This window comes from Streptomyces sp. NBC_00988, from assembly GCF_045162645.1.
Classification (GTDB): domain Bacteria; phylum Actinomycetota; class Actinomycetes; order Streptomycetales; family Streptomycetaceae; genus Streptomyces.
Genome location: NZ_CP108730.1, coordinates 11,613,464 through 11,628,504 on the forward strand (window position 1 = coordinate 11,613,464; position 15,041 = coordinate 11,628,504).

Below are 15,041 nucleotides of genomic sequence, written 5' to 3' on the forward strand. Positions count from 1 at the left end.
TTTCGTTCCCCCACCGCGAGCGGTCACCGTACGACAGTCGCCGTCGGACGGCTGCATAGGGCACGCTCTACGGCATGGTGATGTGCGAGTACTTCTCGGCCGCGAGTGACGAGGCCGCCGTGGGTGTCCTCGACGGACCGGGCGGGCCCGACGCGTCGGTGTTCGACGTGTTGTCCCTCAAGGGCATCGACCCGGTGGTCGTGATGGCGCGGCTCGAAGGCATCCTCACCGACTGCACCTACGACGAGGCACGCGCCCGCCCCCGCTCCGGGCAGCTGCTCTCGGACCCCGAGGCAGAAGGAGCCTTTGTCATCAGCGTCTCCGACACGCTCCGGGACGCGCTGGCCACGGCGTCCGGAGAGCGACTGGACCTGGCGGCAGGGCCGTTCGCGGCTGTCGAGGAACTGAGATTCACGCCCACCAAGACGTCGGAAGTGCTCCATCGGTTGTCCGGCCTGGCCAGGAGAGCCGCAGCGGAGAACCGGCGGCTGTACTGCTGGTGGGCCCTGTAAGAACCTCAACTCGGCAGTCAGGAGCGGCCCGTGACCACACCCGGCGACCCGTCGACACCCGAGCCGCTCGGGCCGTCGTCTCTGGCCTGGCGGTACTTCAGCGACTGGCGGGGCATGCTGATCGGCCTCTGGGCCGGGTCGATGCAGAACATGCATCCCGCCCTCGGTGCCGGAGTCGAGGAACACTCAGAGTTCTTCGAGGAGCGCTGGGAACGGCTGCTCCGTTCGCTCTACCCGATCGCCGGAGTGATCTACGACGGCCCGGACGCGGCCCGTACCGCCCGCGAGGTGCGCGACTATCACGTCGGTATCAAGGGAGTTGACGGCCAGGGGCGGCGCTATCACGCCCTCGACCCGGACACCTTCTTCTGGGCGCACGCGACCTTCGTCATGGTCCCGGTGCTGGTGTGCCAGTACTTCGGCCGGCCGCTGACGGAGGAACAGAAGGAGCAGTTCTACGCCGAGAGTCTTCAGTGGTATCGGCTCTACGGGGTCAGCGACCGGCCCGCTCCCGCCAACTGGGCAGGGTTCACCGTGTACTTCGAGCGGATGTGCGCCGACACCCTGGAGGACAACTGGGCGGCACGCGCCGTGCTCGACATCCGCCGCATCGGCAGGCCACCCTTTCTGAAGTGGCTGCCGGACGTGGTGTGGCGGGTGATCCGGGGTCCGCTGACCCGGCCCTTCGTCTGGCTCACCGTCGGGATGTATCCGCCCACGGTGCGCGCCAAGTTGGGCTACCGCTGGTCCCGTCGGAGCGCGGTCGGGCTGTGGCTGGTGGGCCGCACCGTCGCGCTCGGCTGGCACCTCGTGCCGTTCGAGCGGCGCTACCACCCGCGGGCCCGGGCCGGTTGGCGGCGGGCGCGCGGTCTCGCCGTAGGACCGGTCGAGACGCCGCGGCGGAATCTGCCTCCGGTGGAGCGCAGGGGTGATGGCAAGCACTACGCGCCCGATGTGTAGACGTACGTCGACGTGCGGTTGTGGTCGCGGTGTCTCAGCCCAGGACGTCGGGTTCTTCCTCCACCACGAGGTCGGCCAGGAGGTTGAAGTTGTGCCGGGCCATGTTGGCGTTGCTGAACTGCCGGTGGGCCAGGGTGACTTCCTCCTCGGTCATGACGCGGGGCTTACCGGCGGCGTCGGCCAGGAGCTGCATCTGGCAGGCGCGATCCATCGTGATGAACCACCACGCGGCCTCTTCGACGGACCGCCCGACCGTCAGCAGACCGTGGTGGCGGAGGATGGCGGCCCGCCGGTCGCCGAGCCGGACGGCGATCCGCTCGCCCTCGGTCCGCTCCAGCACCAGGCCCTTGTACTCGTCGAACAGCACGTGGTCGTCGTAGAAGGCGCAGGACTCCTGCACGATCGGGTCCAGGAGCTTGTCGAGTGACGCGAAGGCCCTGCCGTGGATGGTGTGGGCGTGTGCCACGGCCACGACGTCCGGGCGGGCCTGGTGGATGGAGGAGTGGATCCAGAAGGCCGCCTTGTTGGTCCGGCGTTCGCCCTCGACGACCCGGCCCTCCTCGTCGATGAGGAGCAGGTCGCTGACGCGGATCTTGGAGAAGTGCACCGCGTACGGGTTGACCCAGAACCTGTCGGGGAACTCGGGGTCCCGCGCGGTGATGTGTCCGGCGATGCCCTCGTCGAAGCCGTAGCGGGCGAAGATCCGGAACGCCGCCGCCAACTGCCGCTTGCGGTGGGCGCGTTCGGCCTCGACGGACTCGCGGCTCTCCGCCAGGCGAGGAATGTCCAGTTCCTCGGTGTTCTCGAAGTCGATGTCGTTGCTGCCGGTGGTGAGGGACATCGGTACGTCCTTTCCGGGTCGCGGCTCATGGTGCGCGGGTCACGAGGAATTTCTTTCAGGCTGCAACCATCTTCCGGTCCGTGTCAACCTCACAGGCAAGAAATGTTGCCTCCATGGTACTGGTGACCCGGCCCTTCAGTCGCCTCTGCGCCACGCGCCCAGCACCATCAGCGTCTTCGTGCCGATCACCGCGCCCGTGCGCCGGAGCCGGTCGATGACGTCTCTCAGGTGCTGCACGTTGGTCACCCGGACGCGGACCAGGGCGTCGGGGTCGCCCGCGACGGTGAAGACCTCCAGGGCCTCCGGGACGCTGGTGGCGGCCATCGTGATCGCCTCGACCTTGACGTCGCCGGCGAACCGCAGCTCGACGAACGCCTCGAAACCGGAGCCCAGCTTGCCGTGGTCGAGGGTAACCGTGTAGCCCGCGATGACTCCGACCCGCTCCAGCCGGTCGACCCGGCGTTTGACCGCCGACGGGGAGAGGCTGACCCGTTCCGCGATCTCCGTCATCGTCCGGCGGCCGTCCTCGACCAGCAGCTCCAGAATCGCGCGGTCGACGCTGTCGATGAGTGCCGTGTCGGTCATGTGGTCCTCCTCCGCGTGCGTGTTTTTTGCGGGTGAGCCTGTTCTGGCTCGGCTTTTTTGCATTACGTGCAAGATACCCGCAACTTAATTGCCAGCGCCTGTGTCCCGCCGGTCCACTGACAACGCCTGCAACTGGTCGGCGACCGCCGTTCGAGGGCGTGAGGAAGGGACCCAGCGGTGAAGGTTGAGCGCGAACTGCTCTCCGGCGAGGCCAGGGAGCTACTGGAGCTGACGGTCGACATCGCGGACAAGGAACTCGCCCCGCGCGCAGCGGAGTTCGAGGAAGAGGGCCGCTTTCCTCGTGAGGTGTTCGGGGTCCTGGGCCAGGCGGGGCTGCTGACCCTTCCGTTCGGCGAGGACGTCGGGGGCGGGGGCCAGCCCTACGCCGTCTACCTGCAAGTACTCGAAGAACTGGCCGCTCGGTGGGCCGCCGTCGCCGTTGGTGTCAGCGTCCACACCCTGTCCTGCCACCCCGTCTCGGCCTTCGGCTCCGCAGCACAGCGACAGACGCTGCTGCCGTGGCAACTCAGCGGCGCCGCACTCGGCGCCTACTGCCTGTCGGAGGAGCACGCGGGTTCCGACCCCAGTGCCATCCGGGCGGGTGCGACACGTGACGGCGAGGCGTGGGTGGCCCGGGGCACCAAGGCCTGGGTCACGCATGGCGGCGAAGCCGACTTCTACACCGTGTTTCTGCGTACGTCCGCGGACCCGCGCAACGGCATCTCCTGCTTCCACGTGGACGCCCGGTCGCCCGGCCTGAGCGCGGGTGCTCCGGAGCGCAAGATGGGACTGCGCAGTTCGACCACCGCGGTGATGCACTTCGACGATGTGCACATCCCCGGCGACCGGCTGATCGGGGAGCCCGGTCAAGGGCTGAAGATCGCGCTCTCCGCACTCGACGCCGGCCGGCTCGGCATCGCCGCGGTCGCGGTCGGCATCGCGCAGGCGGCGCTCAACCACGCGGTCGACTACGCCCGCGAGCGCCGGACGTTCGGCCGTCGCATCATCGAGCACCAGGGCGTCGGATTCCTGCTCGCCGACATGGCCGCGCGCACCGAAGCGGCCCGCGCCACCTACCTGGTCGCCGCCCGACGCAAGGACTCCGGCCAGGAGTTCAGCCGCCAGGCCAGCATCGCCAAACTCATCGCGACGGACACCGCCATGGCCGTGACCACCGACGCCGTACAGGTCCTCGGCGGTGCGGGATACGTCCGCGAGCACCCCGTGGAGCGCTATATGCGCGAGGCGAAGATCACGCAGATCTTCGAAGGCACCAACCAGATCCAGCGCATGGTCATCAGCCGCCATCTCGCCGACTCCTGAACTCGCCCCCGTGTCCTACGACTTGCGCATTCCCTACGACTTGCACGTTCCGACGACTTGAAGGAAGGCGGGCACCGTGACATCTCGCGATGCTGTTGCCGTCATAGCGGGAGGCGGCTCGGGGCTGGGGCGGGCGACCGCACACCGGCTGCACCGGCAGGGCCGTACCGTCGTGCTGTTGGACCTCCCGAACAGCCAAGGAGAGGCCGCGGCCGCCGCGTTGGGGGAGCGCGCACATTTCGTCGCCGCGGATGTGACCGATCCGGGTCAGGTCCGGCAGGCCTTCGCGTACGCGGCAGAGCGCGGGCCGGTACGTGCGGCGGTCAACTGCGCCGGAGTCGCGACGCCCGGCCGCATCCTGAGCAAGCGGGGAGTGCTGCCCGCCGAGGACTTCCGGCGCGTGGTCGAGATCAATCTGCTCGGCACCTTCCACGTGCTCGCCGCCGCTGCCGCTGTCATGGCCAACAACGCCCCGGACAACGGGGATCGAGGCGTCATCGTCTGCACCGCGTCGATCGCCGCCTACGACGGCCAGATCGGCCAGGCCGCGTACGCCGCGAGCAAGGGCGGGGTCGTCTCGCTGACCCTGGCCGCGGCCCGGGACCTCGCCGACTCGGCCATCCGTGTCGTCACGGTCGCGCCCGGGCTGTTCGACACCCCGTTGCTGTCGAGCCTGCCGGAGAAGGCACGGACCCAACTGGGCGCCGCCGTACCGCATCCGTCCCGTCTCGGTTCCCCCGACGAATACGCCGGCCTGGTCACCCACATCCTCGACAACCCGATGCTCAACGGCGAGGTCATCCGCCTCGACGGCGCCCTGCGCATGGCCCCGCGCTGAACCCCCGCACCGACAAAGCCCGTTGACCCGCCCTCCTCGTCGAGAGCGTCGCCCGGAGAGAGAACCCGCATGGCACACGCCGTACAAGACCCGCTGTCGGAAACGTCATTGGCCGATCCACCCATTCAACTGCTCGATCCAGCAGGGAGCTTGGGGACGGATCCTCGGCTGCCGCTCGACCCGGCGACCGTCGACCTCCCCGCCCTCTACCGCGACATGTCGCTCGTCCGCCGACTGGACACGGAGGCCATCGCCCTGCAACGGCAAGGGGAGTTGGGCCTGTGGCCGTCACTTCGTGGCCAGGAGGCGGCGCAGGTCGGAGCCGCGTACGCGCTGAACGACCGGGACATGGTCTTCCCCACCTACCGCGAGCACGGCGTGGCCTGGTGCCGAGGCCTCGACCCGGTGTCGCTACTCGGACTCTTCCGGGGTACCACACTGGGCGGTTGGGATCCCTACGAACATCACTTCAACCTGTACACGCTGGTCATCGGCGCGCAGACCCTGCACGCGGTGGGCTACGCGATGGGCCTGTACCGGGACGGCAGCACCGGCTCGGGCGACCCCGAGCGCGAGACGGCCGTGCTGGCGTTCCTCGGCGACGGCGCGCTGAGCGAGGGCGAGACGAACGAGGCGTTCATCTGGGCGGCCGCACAGAACCTGCCGGTGGTCTTCTTCTGCCAGAACAACCAGTGGGCCATCTCCGCCCCCTACAGCGTGCAGAGCCGGATCCCCGCGGCCCAACGAGCCACCGGATACGGCTTTCCGGGCATCCGCGTCGACGGCAACGACGTACTGGCCTGCCTCGCCGCGACGCGCCAGGCGCTGGACCGGGCGCGAAGCGGCGGTGGCCCGACGCTGATCGAGGCGGTCACCTACCGCGTCAACGCCCATACGACGGCCGACGACGCGACGCGATACCGGGCCGCCGAAGAGACCGAGGACTGGACCGCCCGGGACCCGCTGGAGCGGCTGCGCGCCCATCTTCAGTCGACGGGCGCCGCGACCGACGAGTACTTCACCGACCTCGAAGCGCGCGAACGAGACCTGGCCGAACAACTGCGCGCCGGCTGCCGCGCGTTGGCCGACCCCGACCCGTCCTCGCCCTTCGAGCACACCTATGCGCGGATGCCCGACGATCTGCGCCAACAGCTGCGCCAGCACGTGGAGTTCGTCTCCACCGGCCCACAGGACGGAGACCGGAAATGACCGTCTCCATGGTCAAGGCCCTCAACGACGGCCTGCGCCAAGCCCTTTCCGACGATCCCCAAGTCCTGCTCATGGGCGAGGACATCGGCCGGCTCGGCGGTGTGTTCCGCGTGACGGACGGACTGCGCAAGGAGTTCGGCGACCTGAGAGTGGTCGACACCCCGCTGGGCGAGGCAGGCATCGTCGGAGCGGCGATCGGCCTCGCGATGCGCGGCTACCGGCCCGTCTGCGAGATTCAGTTCGACGGCTTCGTCTACCCGGCCGCGAACCAGATCATCACCCAACTCGCCAAGCTCCGACACCGCTCGGCGGGCCGCATCTCCCTGCCTGTCGTGATCCGTATCCCCTACGGCGGTGGCATCGGCTCGATCGAGCACCACTCGGAGTCGCCGGAGACGTACTTCGCCCACACGGCCGGGCTGAAGGTGGTCACCTGCTCCACCCCGAACGATGCGTTCCACATGATCCAACAAGCCGTCGCCGAGGACGACCCCGTGGTGTTCCTCGAACCCAAGCGGCACTACTGGACCAAGGGAGAGGTCACCCCGGCCTCGGCGCTCCCGCTGGAGCAGGCGGTCATCCGCCGTGCGGGAACGGACGTGACGCTGATCGCCTACGGCCCGAGCGTGCCGGTCGCCCTGGAGGCGGCCGACGTCGCGGCGGAGGAGGGCCGCAGCGTGGAGGTCGTAGATCTGCGCAGTCTGTCTCCGTGGGACGTCACGACCGTCCGCGCGTCCGTGCACCGCACCGGGCGTGCCGTCGTCGTCCATGAGGCCGCCTTCTCCCACGGGTTCGGGGCGGAGGTCGCCGCGCGACTGCAGGACGAGGAGTTCCACTTCCTCGAAGCGCCCGTCGTACGGGTCGCGGGATACGACACCCCGTACCCGCCCAGCCGTCTGGAGTCGGACTGGCTGCCCGGTGTCGACCGGATCCTCAACGCCGTTGACCGCAGCCTGAGTTACTAGGAGGGGCGCCGTCGTGACGAGCCCGCAGCAGTTCTTGCTTCCCGACGTCGGCGAGGGTCTGACGGAGGCGGAGATCCTCGCCTGGTCGGTCCGGCCCGGTGACGTCGTCGAGGTCAACCAGATCATCGTCGAGGTGGAGACGGCCAAGGCCGCCGTCGAACTTCCCTCGCCCTATGCCGGGGTGGTCAGCGCCCTCCATGCGGAGGTGGGGGAGCTCCTTCCGGTCGGGAGGCCGCTCATCACGATCGACACCGAGGCACCGGGAGAGGCGACGAGCGGAGAACCGGACGGCGGGGCGGTGCAGCAGCAGCCGGATGCGGAACAGGCCGCACTGCTGGTCGGCTACGGCCCGCAGGACACCGGTAACGGCCGTCGCAGAAGGCGTCCCGCGCACTCCGTGCAGCCGCAACGTGCGGACAGCGTCGAGGTCAGCGCCCCGGAGTCTGCCGCAGCTCGGCCGGCGGCCAAACCGCCGGTCCGTAAACTCGCCAAGGACCTCGGGGTCGACCTGACGACCGTCGCCCCCACCGGGCCCGGGAACACCATCACCCGCGAAGACATTCACCAGGTCGCCCGAGGCGCGACCCCGCAGACCGCTTCCGCCCTGGCCCCTGACACCTCTCGTACCTCCGAAACTCGCGTACCGATAAGGGGAGTTCGCAAGCACACGGCCGCCGCCATGGTCGCCTCCGCCTTCACCGCACCGCACGTCACCGAGTTCATCACCGTCGACGTCACCGCCACCATGCGGCTTCGTGAACTCGTCGCCGGGCGCCGGGAGTTCCGCCATCTGCGGGTCACTCCGCTGCTGTTCTTCGCCCGGGCGTTTCTGATCGCCCTGGCCAAGACCTCTGAGGCGAACAGCAGTTGGGACGAGGCGGCGCAGGAGATCGTCCTGAAGCACTACGTCAATCTGGGTGTGGCGGCGGCGACCGAGCGTGGCCTGGTCGTGCCGAACATCAAGGGTGCGGACCGGATGTCCTTGCACGAACTGGCCCAGGCGCTGGCGGACCTCACGGCGACCGCCCGCGCCGGCCGCACTTCCCCTCAGGACATGACCGGCGGCACCGTCACGCTGACCAACGTGGGGGTGTTCGGTGTGGACACCGGTACGCCGATCCTCAACCCGGGGGAGGCCGCCATCCTCGCGGTCGGTGTCGTCCGCCGTATGCCCTGGGTCGTCCAGGACGGCGACGGGAACGAACGCATCGAGCCGCGCTGGGGCACCCAACTGGCGCTCTCCTTCGACCACCGGCTCATGGACGGCAGGCAGGGCTCCGAGCTGCTGGCCCATACCGCGCAGATCCTGCACGAACCAGGGCTCGCGATGCTGTGACGACTGCCGTGCCGGTCGGCCTGTTGGCCTGAGAGGCAACTTATTTTGCCCATGAGGTTGACGTGGGTGGGGCCGGACCGTGACTCTGTGGGGAGACCGAGGGGCTCTGGAATCTCAGGAGGAGCGGGCTATGGCTACGTTCGTACTCGTACACGGTTCGTGGGGTGGCGGCTGGTGTTGGGACCGGTTGCGCCCCCTGTTGGAGAGCGCCGGCCACACGGTTCTCACGCCCACGTTGACCGGCCTCGCCGAGCGGAGCGAGCTCTCCGCGCCGGACGTCGGCCTGGGTGTCCACGCGCGGGAAATCGCCGAACTCCTGGAATCCGAAGGGGTGGTGGACGCGATCCTGGTCGGACACAGCTACGGCGGGATGGTGATCACGGGAGTGGCCGCGCTCGCCCCCGATCGGGTCGGGCAGGTTGTGTACGCGGACGCGTTCGCCCCGGTGACCGGTGAGTCGGCGTTCACGATGCTGCCGTGGCTGGAGAAGGCGTTCTCCGAGTCGCCGGGGCCGGCCGAGTGGGAGGTGGCGGCTCTCGACCCCGGGTTGCTCGGGGCGGACGACGAGGCGACGGCGTGGCTTTCGAGCAGGATGACGCCGATGCCGCGCCTCACCCACGAGGAGCCGCTCGGTCCCGGGAGCGAAGACGCTCTGGCGAGCAGGGCGGTCACCTATATCTACTGTGCCGATCAGGCCCTCTTCACCGATATCGCCGCCTCGGCGGAGAAACGGGGATTCCGGGTCGTGGCACTGCACGACATCACCCACGTCGGCCTGCTGACGAGCCCGCACATCCTTGAGCGGGAACTGCTGAACCTCGTGTAGACGGGAGCCGTCCGATGTACCTGGCAGGCCCGCTCTATTGCCTCAGAGGCATGTTATTGTGCCGGAATGCCGATCGAGGACGACACTGATCTCTGGGTTGCCCAACGCCTCAAGGACATGCGGGGCGAGCGTGGCATCACCCTGACGACACTGGCTGAACAGACCGGCATTTCCTCGGCGCATCTCTCGCGCCTGGAGAAGGGCGTACGCAAGCCGTCCATCGGTGCCCTGCTGCAGATCGCCCGCGTTTACGGCGTATCCATCAGCGAGTTGGTGCAGGAGCCCGATCAGGACGACTTCCATCTGGTGCGTGCCGACGCGGCGATGACGCGTGACGGGCAGGACGGCCGCTACACCGTACTGAGCGGGCCGCGGGAAACCATGTCCGTCATCCGGGTCGAATTGGCAGCCGGTAAGAACACCAAGACCGCCCGGCACGTCGGCGAAGAATGGCTGCACGTGCTGTCAGGGGCGATCACTCTCGATATTTCGGGTGTATCGCTTCAGCTCGACACCGGGGATTCGGTGCACTTCGACTCGTCGAAGGAGCATCGTCTCACCAACAAGGACGATGCCGTCGCGACCGTCCTGATCGCATCAACAGCGGCAACCGTTCCGATGCGGCACCCCATTCCGGCGTCGTCACGTCGCAACTCGGCGGACTCGCGCTGAGCATTGCGTGAACGCGCAGGGTGCACGTCGGTGATTCCAGGAAAATGAGGAAGGCTCCCGATGCCGTCACCCGTCGCACTGAATCCTGCCGAACTCCCGCCTCTCACCGGCGTGATCTCCCACGGCCTGGCCATTCCTGACCTCGGACTCCTTTACACGTCCGGGCAGGTCGCGTGGGACGCCAAAGGGGAACTCGTCGGTCGGGACGACCTGGCGGCGCAGTTCAGCAAGGCCTACGAGAACATCGATGCGGTGCTCGCCGCCGGCGGTTCGAGCCGTAGCAAAATCATCAAGGAGACGATCCATCTCGTCGGGTACGACACCGACGACGCGGAGCAGTTGATCGGGCTCATCGCCGGCTCTCGGGTAGCGGGGCAGACGCCGCCCGCGAGTACGTGCGTGGGTGTGGAGACGCTCTTCGCCGAGGGCTATCTGGTGGAGATCGAGGTGGTTGCGACCTTGTGAGCCCCGGCTTCTGCCGGTGAGTGGTGGCCCCGGTAGCATTGATCGGTGACCAAGACGCCAGGCGCTGCCCCGACCAAGGTCGGCATCACACTCGACCGTGTTGTCGAGGCCGCGTTCGTCGTCCTGCAACGGGACGGCATCGCCAAACTGTCAGCGCGGGCGATCGCAGCCGAACTCGACGTCCGGATGAACACGGTCATGTGGCACATCCGGACCAAGGACCGGCTGCTCGGCCTGATGGCGGAATCCATTCTGGGCGAGGTCGACCTGGACAACCTGCGCGGCGACTGGCGCGAGCAAGTGGCCGAACTGCTCCGGCGGTTGAGGCAGGCGATGCTCGGACACCGGGACGGCGCCCTGCTCGTCGCCGGCACCTTTCCCGTCGAGCCGAGCACATTGGCCTTTTCCGAGCGGGTGGTGACGGTCCTCTTCGAAGGCTGCCCCACCCGCAAGTCGGCCGCGTGGACGTCGTGGAGCCTCTTCTATTTCACGCTCGGGCTCGTCCAGGAAGAACAGGCGACACCGGCCGCGTTCCACGACCGTCTGCGGGAAACGGTGGACGAGCAGCATTTCCCGGGCCTCCACTCGGTGCTGGAGGACTACGTCTCGATCGACTACAGCGAGCGCTTCGACTTCGGAATCGAGCAGATCCTTCAGTCGGCCCCGACGACCAAACCGCGGCCTCGCACCGCGAGTTGACGGTGCGTCGGGGGGCGTAGCGCTCGCTGCACTCTGATCGATGATGTGGCGTCGCGCTCAGGGTCAGAACGCGTTTTTGGAGACCTCGTCCCAGTTCCGCCACTCGTCGAGCCGCGCCTCGTACTCCTTGGTGATCCTTTCCAGCGGGCCCTGACCGAAGAAGATCCGCAGGGGCGGCTGTTCCGCGTCGACCACGGTGAGAATCGCCGCTCGCGTCGCGGTCGGGTCGCCTCGCCGGGAGGAAATGCCGCTCATGGCCGCGCGGAAATCGTCGTAGGCCGGAAGGTGTTCGGTCTGCACCGCGGAGGGCCCCGCCCATTCGGTGGCGTACCCGGCCGGTTCGACCAGGGTGACCTTGATGCCGAAGGCCTTCACCTCGGCGGCGAGGCTCGCGGTGAAGCCTTCGAGGGCGAACTTGGACGCGTGGTAGAGGCCGAGTCCGGGCAGCGAGGTGACGCCGCCGATGGACGACACCTGGATGATGCGGCCTGAGCCGCGGGCGCGGAGGTGGGGGAGTACCGCCTGGGTGACCCAGAGCGCGCCGAACACGTTGATCTCGATCTGGTCGCGGGCCTGCTGCTCGGACACTTCCTCGACCATGCCGAACAGGCCGTAGCCCGCGTTGTTGATGACGACGTCGAGCTCGCCGAACGTGTCGACCGCCTGCTGCACGGCCTCGAACGCGGCCGTCCGGTCGGCGACGTCGACGCGCAGCGGCAGCACCGCGTCGCCGTACTTCTCGACCAGGTCGTCGAAGGCGGCCTCGGAACGACTGGTCGCGGCGACCCGGTCGCCCCGTTCGAGCGCGGCTTCCGCCCACTCCCGGCCGAATCCCTTCGAGGCTCCGGTGATGAACCACGTCTTCGCCATGATTTTCCTCCTGGAGTGCATGCTCTTGTTCAGTGACCAACACGACAAGTGAACTTGGTCAGTGACCAAGATGTCAACTCCAAGTGGATCCCTTGTGCGGTGACCAAGTGGTGCGGTACGGTCTTGGTCGGCGACCAAGGTGATTTTGTGTGCGAAAGGATCATTCCGAGCAATGAACGCGACTGTGCGCTATCGGGATTTCTTCCACGGCATGTTCACGTGGATATCCGGTCTGAGTGAGGCCGAGAATGCCGGCACCCTCGACGACATTCACCGATTCTGGGCGGCTGACGCGCGCATCATCACTGGCGGTCACGTCAGGGCGGCCGGTATCGAGGAGCTGCGGAAGCACTTCGGGGTCTATCCCCAGCAATACGAAGAGGTGGAGATCCGGGAGCCGTACTACACGTACCTGGAGTCGGCGGACGAAGTCGTCATCGAGTACGACATCCTGATCCGCGGGCGACATGATGCAGGTGCCGCGGACGGTGGAGATACCGGCCGACAGGAATTCCGTGTGATGGCGATCTTCTCCATCACGGACGGCAGGATCTCGGAAATGCGTCAGGTCCCCGGCGTAAAGGCGGGAGACGCCTGACCGTCGCCGCGGCCCATGCCCAAAGTGCCCTGATCCGTGCCCCCGTCGCACGGGAGACACGGATCAGGGCATCGGATCGGAGCGGTGACTCAGGACTTCACGGGCTTGCCGCGGCCCCATGCCCACGCCAGGCGGTCGGCGCCGGACTGGTTCGTGGTGACCAGCCAGGGGCGGGCCGCGTCGCCGATGAGCTTCTGGATCGAGTACGTGTCGTCCGTGCGCAGGCCGGGCCAGTACACCGAACCCATGTCGAGCTTGCGGAACGTGTCGGTGTCGGCCTGGATGAAGTTGACCGAGTTGTCGGCGGGCGTCGGCACGTTGTAGTTCAGGCCCGTGGTCATCGGGGCGCCGAACTCGTCGGCCACGGTGCGGTTCGCGCAGTCGCCGAGGCGTTCCTTGAGGTCGCTCACCCACTGGTCGTAGGTCGCGTAGTCCTTCCAGAACCCGTAGTGGTGCAGCGAGAGATACGTGCCCTTCAGGCGCGGGTCGGCGCAGACCGTGGTGACGTGGTCGTTGTAGCCGGCGCCACTGACGAAGACGCGGTTGCGCGGCACCTTGGAGTAGGTGTCCAGCCACTTGGCGGCGAGGTCGGCCCACTCGGCGTCGGTGTAGCCGTGCGGCTCGTTCATCGGCTCGAAGTAGACCCGCTGGTTGTGCTGGTACGCCTTGACCACGGTGTTCCACATGGGCCAGTACGTGGCGGGGTCGTCGATGAAGCCGTCCTTGTTGGCCCCCGTCCCCTCCCAGTACGAGACGATGACCTTGAAGCCCTGTGCCGTCGCCGCGTCGATCACCCCGCGGTAGGACTTCCAGTAACTCCCGTTCACCGTGTACGGGTTGATGGGCAGCCGCACCGTGTTGGCACCGAGATTGGCACGGAACGCCGCGATCACCCGGGTCGCCTTGGCGTACGTCTGGGCGTAGCTGTCGGTGAGTGACAGGCCGGACAGGACGACCGGGTCGTCGGCGTAGTTGTCGCGCGGGTCGGCCCAGTTGACGCCCTTGAACTGGGACGTGTTCGTGCTCGGCGCGGCGGAGGCGGGGCTGCCGGCCAGCGTGGTGCCGGTGACCGCGGCGATCGCGACGGCCACGAAGGTGGCCCGCAGGCGGGTTCTGGCGGGGATGGTGCGCATCGACTTGCCCTTTCAGGAATGGCGACTCCGCGCATGGCGAGGCCTGCGCGCGGCTGAGCGGCCGTCGGAACAGATACCGGGCGGGACGGATGACGTCGGCTCGTCGTCCCAAGTCCCGGTGGGCTTGGTGGTGTTGGGGGAGTGCGGGCACGGTGGGCCCTGCTCGCCGGGAGCCTCCTGTCCTCCCTCCTCCACCGGCCGCCACGCGGTGTTTACGTAAACATCCTGCGGTCGGAACGCCGACCGGATCTGTCGGTCGGGCTGGACCTGGAGATGTTTACGCAAACATGGCGGCGCCGGAATCGTGGCATCCGGCACCGCCGTCGTCAAGGTTTCCCGCACGTAACATCGTTGGCGTCCTGCGGCAGGCCTACGGCTTGATGCCCACCCCGGTCCACAGGCTGACCTTCGCGTCCGTGGGCTCGTCCGCCTCGTCACGGTCCCCGCTCACGGGGGCGGGGCGCCAGCGGTGGCCGACGGCGAGGCCCGGGTCGAGCAGGTCGAGCCCGGTGAAGAAACGCGCGACCTCGTCCCGGGTGCGGACCTTCACCGGTGTCCCGCCCTCGGCGTAGATCGCGGTGACCTTCGCCCAGGGCTCGGGGTCGAAGTCCGCGGTGACGTGGCTGATGGCCAGTGCGCTGCCCGACGGCAGGACCGACAGCAGCCGGTCCACGAGCCCGTACGGGTCCTGCTCGTCGGTGACGAAGTGCAGCAGCGCGTTCAGGGACAGCGCGATCGGCTGGTCGAAGTCGAGTATCTCGGCCACTTCGGGGGAGTTGAGAAGCGTCTCGGGGTCGTTGACGTCCGCCTGGACGTATGCCGTGCGGCCCTGGCGGGTGCTGCGCATCAGGCGCTCGGCGTACTTGAGGACCAGGGGGTCGTTGTCGGCGTAGACCACCCGGGCCTCGGGCACCACGGACTGGGCGACCTGGTGCAGGTTCGGCTCGGTGGGGATGCCCGTGCCGATGTCGAGCCACTGGCGGATGCCGTGCTCCCGGGCGAGCGCACGGGTGGCCCGGTGCATGAACCCGCGGTTCTCCCGGGCGGCGACGAAGACGCCGGTGAAGACGCCTGAGACCGCCTCGGCCGCCTGCTTGTCGACCTCGAAGTGGTCCTTGCCGCCCAGGTAGTAGTCGTACATGCGGGCGGAGTGCGGCTTGCTGGTGTCGATGTCCCGCGCGGCGTGGGCGTTGGTCATGCTCTCCCTCT

The 15,041-nt window shown here is 68.0% G+C and carries 17 protein-coding genes; 12 read left to right on the forward strand and 5 right to left on the reverse strand.

All coding sequences use genetic code 11. The features are described 5' to 3' along the window. Positions 1-74: 74 nt before the first annotated feature. Both OG496_RS52290 and OG496_RS52295 read left to right on the forward strand, forming a co-directional pair. The gene (locus tag OG496_RS52290; RefSeq protein ID WP_405976056.1) at positions 75-512 is read left to right on the forward strand and encodes a hypothetical protein; all 438 of its coding nucleotides are present in this window, start codon (positions 75-77) and stop codon (positions 510-512) included. 30 nt (positions 513-542) lie between these two features. Beyond that, complete coding sequence (locus OG496_RS52295; RefSeq protein ID WP_405976057.1) at positions 543-1,472, forward strand: oxygenase MpaB family protein; 930 nt, start codon at positions 543-545, stop codon at positions 1,470-1,472. Between the two features lie 34 nt (positions 1,473-1,506). Here the strand turns inward: OG496_RS52295 and OG496_RS52300 are convergent, their stop codons facing one another. Together OG496_RS52300 and OG496_RS52305 are read right to left on the reverse strand one after the other, a co-directional pair. Continuing rightward, positions 1,507-2,313, reverse strand: coding sequence for a class II aldolase/adducin family protein (locus tag OG496_RS52300; RefSeq protein WP_405976058.1), 807 nt, complete (start codon positions 2,311-2,313; stop codon positions 1,507-1,509). 135 nt (positions 2,314-2,448) lie between these two features. After that, a complete protein-coding gene (locus OG496_RS52305; RefSeq protein WP_327398979.1) occupies positions 2,449-2,898 on the reverse strand; it encodes an Lrp/AsnC family transcriptional regulator in 450 nt (149 codons plus the stop codon). Between the two features lie 177 nt (positions 2,899-3,075). Here OG496_RS52305 and OG496_RS52310 point away from each other — a divergent pair, with 177 nt between their 5' ends. The 9 genes from OG496_RS52310 (at position 3,076) to OG496_RS52350 (ending at position 11,231) form a co-directional block, all read left to right on the forward strand. Beyond that, complete coding sequence (locus tag OG496_RS52310) at positions 3,076-4,221, forward strand: acyl-CoA dehydrogenase family protein (RefSeq protein WP_405976059.1); 1,146 nt, start codon at positions 3,076-3,078, stop codon at positions 4,219-4,221. A gap of 76 nt (positions 4,222-4,297) precedes the next feature. After that, on the forward strand, positions 4,298-5,059 hold the full coding sequence (locus OG496_RS52315; RefSeq protein ID WP_405976060.1) for an SDR family NAD(P)-dependent oxidoreductase: 762 nt from the start codon (positions 4,298-4,300) through the stop codon (positions 5,057-5,059). A 69-nt stretch (positions 5,060-5,128) separates the two neighbouring features. Further along, positions 5,129-6,268 carry a thiamine pyrophosphate-dependent dehydrogenase E1 component subunit alpha gene (locus OG496_RS52320; protein ID WP_405976061.1) on the forward strand — a complete coding sequence of 380 codons (1,140 nt, stop codon included), beginning with the start codon at positions 5,129-5,131 and terminating at the stop codon, positions 6,266-6,268. Continuing rightward, positions 6,265-7,233, forward strand: a complete 969-nt coding sequence (locus OG496_RS52325; protein ID WP_405976062.1) for an alpha-ketoacid dehydrogenase subunit beta — start codon at positions 6,265-6,267, stop codon at positions 7,231-7,233. The genes OG496_RS52320 and OG496_RS52325 overlap by 4 nt, the downstream gene beginning before the upstream one ends. Positions 7,234-7,246: 13 nt before the next feature. Continuing rightward, positions 7,247-8,569, forward strand: coding sequence for a dihydrolipoamide acetyltransferase family protein (locus OG496_RS52330; RefSeq protein ID WP_405976063.1), 1,323 nt, complete (start codon positions 7,247-7,249; stop codon positions 8,567-8,569). Between the two features lie 130 nt (positions 8,570-8,699). Continuing rightward, positions 8,700-9,395 (forward strand): alpha/beta fold hydrolase, encoded by a 696-nt coding sequence (locus tag OG496_RS52335; protein WP_405976064.1) that lies wholly within the window; start codon positions 8,700-8,702, stop codon positions 9,393-9,395. A gap of 66 nt (positions 9,396-9,461) precedes the next feature. Then, on the forward strand, positions 9,462-10,067 hold the full coding sequence (locus OG496_RS52340) for a helix-turn-helix domain-containing protein (protein ID WP_366495953.1): 606 nt from the start codon (positions 9,462-9,464) through the stop codon (positions 10,065-10,067). Positions 10,068-10,127: 60 nt separating this feature from the next. After that, positions 10,128-10,532: a RidA family protein gene (locus OG496_RS52345; protein WP_405976065.1), complete on the forward strand. Its 405-nt coding sequence runs from the start codon at positions 10,128-10,130 to the stop codon at positions 10,530-10,532. A gap of 45 nt (positions 10,533-10,577) precedes the next feature. Next, complete coding sequence (locus tag OG496_RS52350) at positions 10,578-11,231, forward strand: TetR/AcrR family transcriptional regulator (protein ID WP_405976066.1); 654 nt, start codon at positions 10,578-10,580, stop codon at positions 11,229-11,231. Positions 11,232-11,294: 63 nt separating this feature from the next. On the opposite strand, the gene OG496_RS52355 is transcribed toward OG496_RS52350, so the two are convergent. Beyond that, a complete protein-coding gene (locus OG496_RS52355; RefSeq protein WP_405976067.1) occupies positions 11,295-12,101 on the reverse strand; it encodes an SDR family NAD(P)-dependent oxidoreductase in 807 nt (268 codons plus the stop codon). A gap of 172 nt (positions 12,102-12,273) precedes the next feature. Between OG496_RS52355 and OG496_RS52360 the strand changes: the two genes are divergently transcribed. Next, on the forward strand, positions 12,274-12,699 hold the full coding sequence (locus OG496_RS52360) for a nuclear transport factor 2 family protein (protein WP_405976068.1): 426 nt from the start codon (positions 12,274-12,276) through the stop codon (positions 12,697-12,699). An 89-nt stretch (positions 12,700-12,788) separates the two neighbouring features. On the opposite strand, the gene OG496_RS52365 is transcribed toward OG496_RS52360, so the two are convergent. Continuing rightward, complete coding sequence (locus tag OG496_RS52365) at positions 12,789-13,832, reverse strand: glycoside hydrolase family 5 protein (protein ID WP_405976069.1); 1,044 nt, start codon at positions 13,830-13,832, stop codon at positions 12,789-12,791. A gap of 370 nt (positions 13,833-14,202) precedes the next feature. Then, a complete protein-coding gene (locus tag OG496_RS52370) occupies positions 14,203-15,030 on the reverse strand; it encodes an SAM-dependent methyltransferase (RefSeq protein ID WP_366495947.1) in 828 nt (275 codons plus the stop codon). Positions 15,031-15,041 lie beyond the last annotated feature (11 nt).